Source organism: Rhizobacter sp. P3_B12, from assembly GCF_056402895.1.
Map to the genome: position 1 here is coordinate 1 of NZ_JBFUGN010001745.1, position 572 is coordinate 572.

At 68.7% G+C, this 572-nt stretch carries 1 protein-coding gene; it reads left to right on the top strand.

Annotation, left to right across the window (positions count from 1 at the left end; genetic code table 11):
• The first annotated feature begins 276 nt into the window (after window positions 1-276).
• On the top strand, window positions 277-474 hold the full coding sequence (locus AC1D01_RS38000) for a CsbD family protein (RefSeq protein WP_477875162.1): 198 nt from the start codon (window positions 277-279) through the stop codon (window positions 472-474).
• Window positions 475-572 lie beyond the last annotated feature (98 nt).

The following is a 572-nucleotide window of genomic DNA, read 5'->3' on the forward strand; positions in this document are numbered from 1 at the left end:
CGGCTGGCCCGTGACGAGCAGCTACGCCAGGCCCGCATGGCCGCCCGCAGCGCGGCGCCGGCGGCGGCCGTCGGCGAGGTGAGCGTCAAGAGCAGCGTGATCGAGGCCGCGCTGGCCCGGGCGCGCGAGCGCAAGGCGCGTTGAAGCTGTCTGTCAGTCAATTCCTACAGCTGAATCAGCGCCGTCCTATCCGCGCCCTGCCCCGGCACCGACGATCGCTCCGCGAGGCCCCGCCTACGCTTGCAGCACACCAACCGGACACCGCAAGGAGTTGCAATGAACCGCGATCGCATCCAGGGCCAGTGGAAGCAAGTCAAGGGACAGGCCCGCGAGCATTGGGGCCGCTTCACCGGCAACCAGAACGACGTCGAGCACGGTCAACGGGAGCGCCATGCCGGCAAGATGCAACGCACCTACGGCATCCGCCAGGACGAGGCCCGCGAGCAGATCCGCGAGCTGCAGTCGCGCTACTAGGCGCCCCTTCGAAGGAGACCACGATGCGCACGCATTGGGCAACATGGCTGGCCGCACTCGCCGTGGCGATGACTCTCACCGGCTGCGACAAACTGGGC

Bases quoted from the DNA above. Each gene is read 5' to 3' on its own strand.
- AC1D01_RS38000 (WP_477875162.1), top strand. From the start codon at position 277: ATGAACCGCGATCGCATCCAGGGCCAGTGGAAGCAAGTCAAGGGACAG.